A 6,196-nucleotide genomic window follows, 5' to 3' on the forward strand; every position below is an offset into this window, starting at 1 on the left:
TTTTGACTCGAAATCTATAATTTCTAAACAACATGAAACAATAAATAACAAACAGCAAAAAAGATGAGCGAACTAAGTGTAAATCATTTATTAGGGATTAAATACATTAACAAAAAAGATATTGACCTAATTTTTGAAACTGCCGATCATTTTAAAGAAGTCATTAATAGACCGATAAAGAAAGTACCTTCATTGAGAGATATTACTATTGCTAATATTTTTTTTGAAAATAGTACCAGAACAAAATTATCATTTGAATTGGCTCAAAAAAGGTTATCGGCAGATGTGATAAGTTTTTCGGCGGCCCAATCATCGGTAAAAAAGGGAGAAACACTTATTGATACCGTTAATAACATCCTTTCTATGAAAGTAGATATGGTTGTCATGCGACATGCAAACCCTGGAGCTGCTTATTTTTTGTCTAAAAATGTAAAGGCCAGTATTGTAAATGCAGGAGACGGAGCTCATGAACATCCTACTCAAGCGTTATTAGACAGTTATTCTATTAGAGAAAAATTGGGTGATGTAGCCGGTAAAAAAGTAGTTATTGTTGGAGATATTTTACATTCAAGAGTTGCGTTATCCAATATATACGCTTTGCAGATGCAAGGTGCAGAAGTTAAGGTTTGTGGTCCAAAAACGCTTATACCTAGATATATAGAATCACTTGGAGTAACAGTAGAGCCAAACCTACGCAAAGCCTTAGAATGGTGTGATGTAGCTAATATGTTACGCGTTCAAAATGAAAGAATGGATGTAAATTTTTTTCCATCTACCAGAGAATATGCACAACAGTATGGGGTAGATAAAGCCTTGCTTGATTCGCTCGACAAAGAGATCGTTATAATGCATCCAGGACCTATAAATCGCGGTGTTGAAATAACAAGTGATGTAGCAGATTCACAACAATCTGTAATTTTAAATCAAGTAGAAAACGGTGTTGCCATTAGAATGGCAGTAATCTATCTTTTGGCTTCAAAAATTCAATAAACTCATATAATGAAAGTTACTACAAAAGGACATACTATTATAATTAAAGATACCGAAGGAAATATTGTAGCGTTTTTAGAGAAAATAAATAATCAATACAATAGTTTTAAGAAGCATAATCTTATTTTGGACATTTCCCATGACAAATCAGTTGATGTAAAATCAATTACCATTTTTTCTGATTTAGCCAAAAAGCATAAAAAAGAAAAAAAATCATTGGTTTTAGTTGCTGAAGATATAGATTATAACAAAGTTCCCAAATCTATTGTTGTTGTGCCAACTCAACTAGAAGCACATGATATGATCGAAATGGATGAAATTGAAAGAGATTTAGGGTTTTAGCCCCCAGCCCCTGAAGGGAAGTCTTTTCAAAACAATTATTTGGAACTGTACATTGCGCTGAATACTGCTATAGAATACTAAAAAATGAAACTAACCATTCTTGGCTGTTATGCCGCAACTCCACGATCTTTTACAAATCCTACTTCACAGGTTTTAGATATTAAAAACAGACTTTTTTTAATAGACTGCGGGGAAGGGACTCAAGTACAGTTGCGAAAAAACAAATTGAAATTCTCAAAAATCAACCATATCTTTATTTCCCATTTACATGGTGATCATTTTTTTGGATTAATTGGTTTAATCTCAACATTTGCCTTATTAGGACGCATTACCGATCTACATGTTTTTGGTCCAAAAGGAATAAAAGAAATAATTGAAATGCAATTGAGATTGTCGAATTCCTGGACCAATTATAAATTGTTGTTTCACGAATTAGAGTCTAACGAAAGTGAAACAATCTTTGAAGATGAAAAAGTAATCGTCAAAACAATTCCACTAAAACATCGAGTGTATACAAATGGTTTTTTGTTTCAAGAAAAAACTGGAGATAGGCTATTAGACTTCAAAGCCGTCCAAAATTTTGAAATTGATAAATGTTATTATCAAAATATAAAAAAAGGGAAAGATATTAATTTAGAAGACGGTAGGGTTATTGAAAACGCAAAATTGACTTTTGATCCCATTGCACCAATGAGTTATGCTTTTTGTTCGGATACCAAATATTATGAGTCAATAATTCCTATTATAAAAGAGGTAGATGTATTATATCATGAATCTACATTTTTAGATTCAGAAGAAGCTTTGGCAGGAAAAACAATGCATTCTACAGCCAAAGAGGCCGCTAAAATAGCTTTAAAAGCCAATGTAAAGCAATTATTACTAGGACATTATTCTACCAGATATGCTACTATTGATTTATTTAAAGAAGAAGCCCAAACAATTTTTGCAGCAGTTTTACTGACTGATGATGGCAAAGTTTTTGAATTTTAGTAATTTATTAGAATATTAAAAAGATATAAAAATGCATGATCTAAGTGATTACAGAAAGTCGTATGAAAAAAGTGAATTGTTAGAATCCTCTATTCCAGAAGATCCGATAAATCTTTTTAATAGATGGTTTCATGAGGTAGAAGATTTTGATGGTGCTGGAGAAGTCAATGCAATGACCGTCTCTACAATTGGTTTGGATGGTTTCCCGAAATCAAGAGTGGTATTGTTGAAAAAATTTAATGAAGAAGGGTTTGTCTTTTATACCAATTATAATTCGGAAAAGGGTAGGGCTATAGCTAATAATCCGAAAGTTTGTCTTTCTTTTTTTTGGGATAGTTTAGAGCGTCAAGTGATTATAAAAGGAATAGCCGAGAAAATACCCGAGAACATTTCGGATGGTTATTTTGAATCAAGACCAGATGGGAGTAAATTAGGTGCAATAGTCTCCAATCAAAGTGAGATTGTACCTTCCCGTGATTATCTGGAAGAAAATTTGAAACAATTAGAGAAAGAGTATGAGGGGAAAGAAATTTTAAGACCCAAACATTGGGGAGGTTTTTTAGTAACCCCCTTAGAAGTAGAATTTTGGCAAGGAAGACCCAACCGCTTGCATGATCGCATTCGATATACTTTTCAAGAAGATTATTCTTGGAAGATAAATCGTTTAGCTCCATAAACTGATTGCATAAGTTTTATGAGGATTATTAGAATATATGATCTGATGCCTCGTTCCGAGTGATTGGTACTGGAATGATGTAAATGAATAGTACAATTAAAAAAGCAGTAGTAAACAAAAGTTTACTACTGCTTTTTTTGTGCTTATATGGTTCTGTTTTAGTTTGTTTTTGGTGTTGTATTTGGTTGAAAATCAGTATGCAATTTGGAATAATATGGGATATATCGCAGCTGTGTTTTTGCTGAATTAGTAAATACTCAGTTCTAAGCATTTCGAAAAAATAACCTCTTTCTATAATCATCAATTGTATTTCTTTTTGAATTGTTGTTTTAAAGTTAAAAAAAGTAAGATAAGTACTTTATAGTTTTTATTATTTATGCATTTCGTCGGTTTTTTTTGTCTGTTTAACTTAAAAAGCATTACTTTGATATAGAATTAAGTTGTTAATCTAAATATTAATCTTAAAGAAGTTTGCCCCACAATCTACTTTAAACTTAAACTACATTATTATGAATTCGAAACTACTTCCGTTGACATTTTTTGTCGTTATTTTGAGTTTTATGGCTTCATGTTCTCCCGAAGACAGTGATCCGACCCCAGAATCACAATTGCCAGTTGTTTTAAACTATGAATACAGTCCTTTAGAATTAGAAACCATGGCTTTGATTAACGATTACAGAGTTAGTCTTGGTTTAAATGCTTTAGAAAAAATAAACCATGTCTCGTTCAAATCTGAAGAACATGACCATTATATGATTGCTAATAATGTGGTTAATCATGATGATTTTGTCTCCCGTTCCGAAAACATAATTAAAGCTTTAGGAGCTAAAAAAGTAAGTGAGAATATTGCCTATAATTACAGTACTGCAAAAGGAGCTTTTGATGCTTGGTTGAAAAGTGAAGGACACAGAGAAAACATAGAAGGTGATTTTACTCATTTTGGTATCGCAGTGAGAGAGAATCCTGTAAATGGCAGAAAGTATTATACAAACATTTTCGTAAAAATATAGTTTTTACTAGACAGACGCCTAATCCTTGAAAATAAGACTGGGTTAATAAAAAAGAAAGTAAAATTTTTAGACAGTAGTAGACAAATGGCTGTTGCTTTTTTTTATAAGTTCTCATTGTTATTGTTTTTATTTAAAATGGTTGATTGTTTTGATGTCTATTTTTTTTATTATGTTGATTGGATATTCTTTCTTAGCAATGTCAATCATCATATTATAGATAATATTCTAGGAAAATTATTAATCTTTAAATTTTAATGATGTAGTTTGTCGATTTTGTTTGGTAGTTTAACATAAAAGGTATTTATTTGAAAAATAATAAAACCGTAAAATATTAACCTAACCATCAACTTTAAAGAAGTTTGCCCCACAATCTACTTTAAGCTTAAACTACTATAATTATTATGAATTCAAAATTTTTTCGCTTGGCTTTTTTTGCCTTTATTTTAAGTTCTATGTATTCTTGTTCAACAGAAGACAGTAGTTCAACTTCAGAATCACAACCATCAATTGTTTTAGATTATCAATACAGCCCTTTAGAGTTAGAAACGATGGCTTTGATTAATAATCATAGAGTTAGTCTTGGTTTAAATGCCTTAGAAAAGATAAACCATATTTCATACAAATCTGAAGAGCATAATCATTATATGATTGCTAATAATGTGGTAAACCATAATGATTTTATAGCCCGTTCAGAAAACATAATGAAAGTGTTAGGCGCTAAAAATGTAAGCGAAAATATAGCTTATAATTACAATAGTGCAAAAGGGGTCTTTGATGCTTGGTTGAATAGCGAAGGACACAGAGAAAACATAGAGGGTAATTATACTCATTTTGGTATTGCAATTAGAGAGAATTCTGCAACTGGCAAAAAATATTACACAAACATTTTCGTGAAAATATAGATTTTATTACAATTGAATAGATTTCAAAAAGGCTACCTGATAAGGGTAGCCTTTTTGGAATCTAAGAGTTGTTTTAATTTATAAAGCGGTAATAATAAACTCGCTACGTCTGTTTTGTTGATGTTCATCTTCGGTACATTTTACGCCATCGGAACAATTATTGTATAATTGATTTTCACCATATCCTTTGCTGGACAATCGGTTTGGGTTGATACCGTTTTGAATTAACCATTCTCTGGTTGATTTAGCTCTTCTATCGGATAATCCTTCATTGTATTTAGAGGTACCTCTACTGTCGGTATGGGATCGGATGTCAATTTTCATGTTGGGGTATTCCCCCATAACATCCAGTATTTTAGCCAAATCCAATGCCGCTTCTGGTTTAATAGTTGATTTGTCAAATTCAAAATAGATCCATTTGATTCCAAAACATTTCCCCAAGTCATCTCCAACAGCCACTTTGCATAATGCTTTTTCAAAAGTCAGATTCAGTTGGGTTTTACAGTCTTTCTCTGCAATTGCAATGGTTTTTTCGGTTGTGGTATACTCTTCTTTTTCGGCTCTCACACTATATGTTTTTTCGCCTTCTATATCGAAAGAATAATACCCTTTATCATCGGATTCCGTTGTTTTGAGTAATTTGTGCTGGTCATCGTATAGCGAGACTTTAGATTTGGAAAGTATTTCAGCGGTTAATAAGTCCGTTGTGGTACCGTTTAATTCGTATTTACATTTTATGGGTCTGGTTTCTAAGAATTGATAGATATCGTCATATCCTTTTCCGTTCTCTCTATTGGAGGAAAAAAAGCCAATTCGACTTTTGGTGTCTATTAAGTAAGCAAAATCATCTTTTTGGGAATTGACATCGGCACCTACGTTTTGGACTTGACCAAAAGTACCATCTTCCTTGATTTGAGCCACAAATATATCGAGTCCCCCAAGACCAGAATGGGTATCCGAGGCAAAATAAATTTCATTGTCATCGGTAACAAACGGGAAGGTTTCCTTGCCGGGTGTATTTATGGTTTTGCCCAAATTCACGGGGGTGCCATAACTGCCGTCGCTATTGATACTCACCTTAAAAATATCCGATTCTCCCAATGAGCCTGGCATATTCGATACAAAATACAACGTTTTTTCATCGGCGCTAAGAGCGGGATGAGCCGTACTGTAGTTGTCACTATTAAAGGGTAATTCTATTATATTGGTCCAATCATTTTTTACATAACTGGCTTTGTATATTTTAATTAGAGTAACTTTATTTCCATCTTTTCCTTTTTTGCCTT

Annotated in this window: 7 protein-coding genes; 6 read left to right on the plus strand and 1 reads right to left on the minus strand. The window is 32.4% G+C overall.

Annotated features, from left to right (window positions below):
* Positions 1-63 precede the first annotated feature (63 nt).
* From DB891_RS10565 to DB891_RS10595, 6 genes are all read left to right on the plus strand, one after another.
* Positions 64-990 carry an aspartate carbamoyltransferase catalytic subunit gene (locus DB891_RS10565; RefSeq protein ID WP_116763307.1) on the plus strand — a complete coding sequence of 309 codons (927 nt, stop codon included), beginning with the start codon at positions 64-66 and terminating at the stop codon, positions 988-990.
* Between the two features lie 9 nt (positions 991-999).
* On the plus strand, positions 1,000-1,332 hold the full coding sequence (locus tag DB891_RS10570; protein WP_116763309.1) for a ribonuclease Z: 333 nt from the start codon (positions 1,000-1,002) through the stop codon (positions 1,330-1,332).
* Positions 1,333-1,416: 84 nt separating this feature from the next.
* On the plus strand, positions 1,417-2,322 hold the full coding sequence (locus tag DB891_RS10575) for a ribonuclease Z (protein WP_116763311.1): 906 nt from the start codon (positions 1,417-1,419) through the stop codon (positions 2,320-2,322).
* Positions 2,323-2,353: 31 nt separating this feature from the next.
* On the plus strand, positions 2,354-2,998 hold the full coding sequence (pdxH, locus tag DB891_RS10580; RefSeq protein ID WP_116763313.1) for a pyridoxamine 5'-phosphate oxidase: 645 nt from the start codon (positions 2,354-2,356) through the stop codon (positions 2,996-2,998).
* A gap of 509 nt (positions 2,999-3,507) precedes the next feature.
* Positions 3,508-4,008 carry a CAP domain-containing protein gene (locus tag DB891_RS10590; RefSeq protein ID WP_116763317.1) on the plus strand — a complete coding sequence of 167 codons (501 nt, stop codon included), beginning with the start codon at positions 3,508-3,510 and terminating at the stop codon, positions 4,006-4,008.
* A gap of 401 nt (positions 4,009-4,409) precedes the next feature.
* Positions 4,410-4,910, plus strand: a complete 501-nt coding sequence (locus tag DB891_RS10595) for a CAP domain-containing protein (protein ID WP_394335995.1) — start codon at positions 4,410-4,412, stop codon at positions 4,908-4,910.
* A gap of 78 nt (positions 4,911-4,988) precedes the next feature.
* Here the strand turns inward: DB891_RS10595 and DB891_RS10600 are convergent.
* The coding region (locus DB891_RS10600) for an OmpA family protein (protein WP_148666415.1) at positions 4,989-6,196 on the minus strand (1,208 nt) is incomplete at its 5' end.

It is taken from the genome of Flavobacterium laiguense (assembly GCF_003097655.1).
GTDB lineage: Bacteria > Bacteroidota > Bacteroidia > Flavobacteriales > Flavobacteriaceae > Flavobacterium > Flavobacterium laiguense.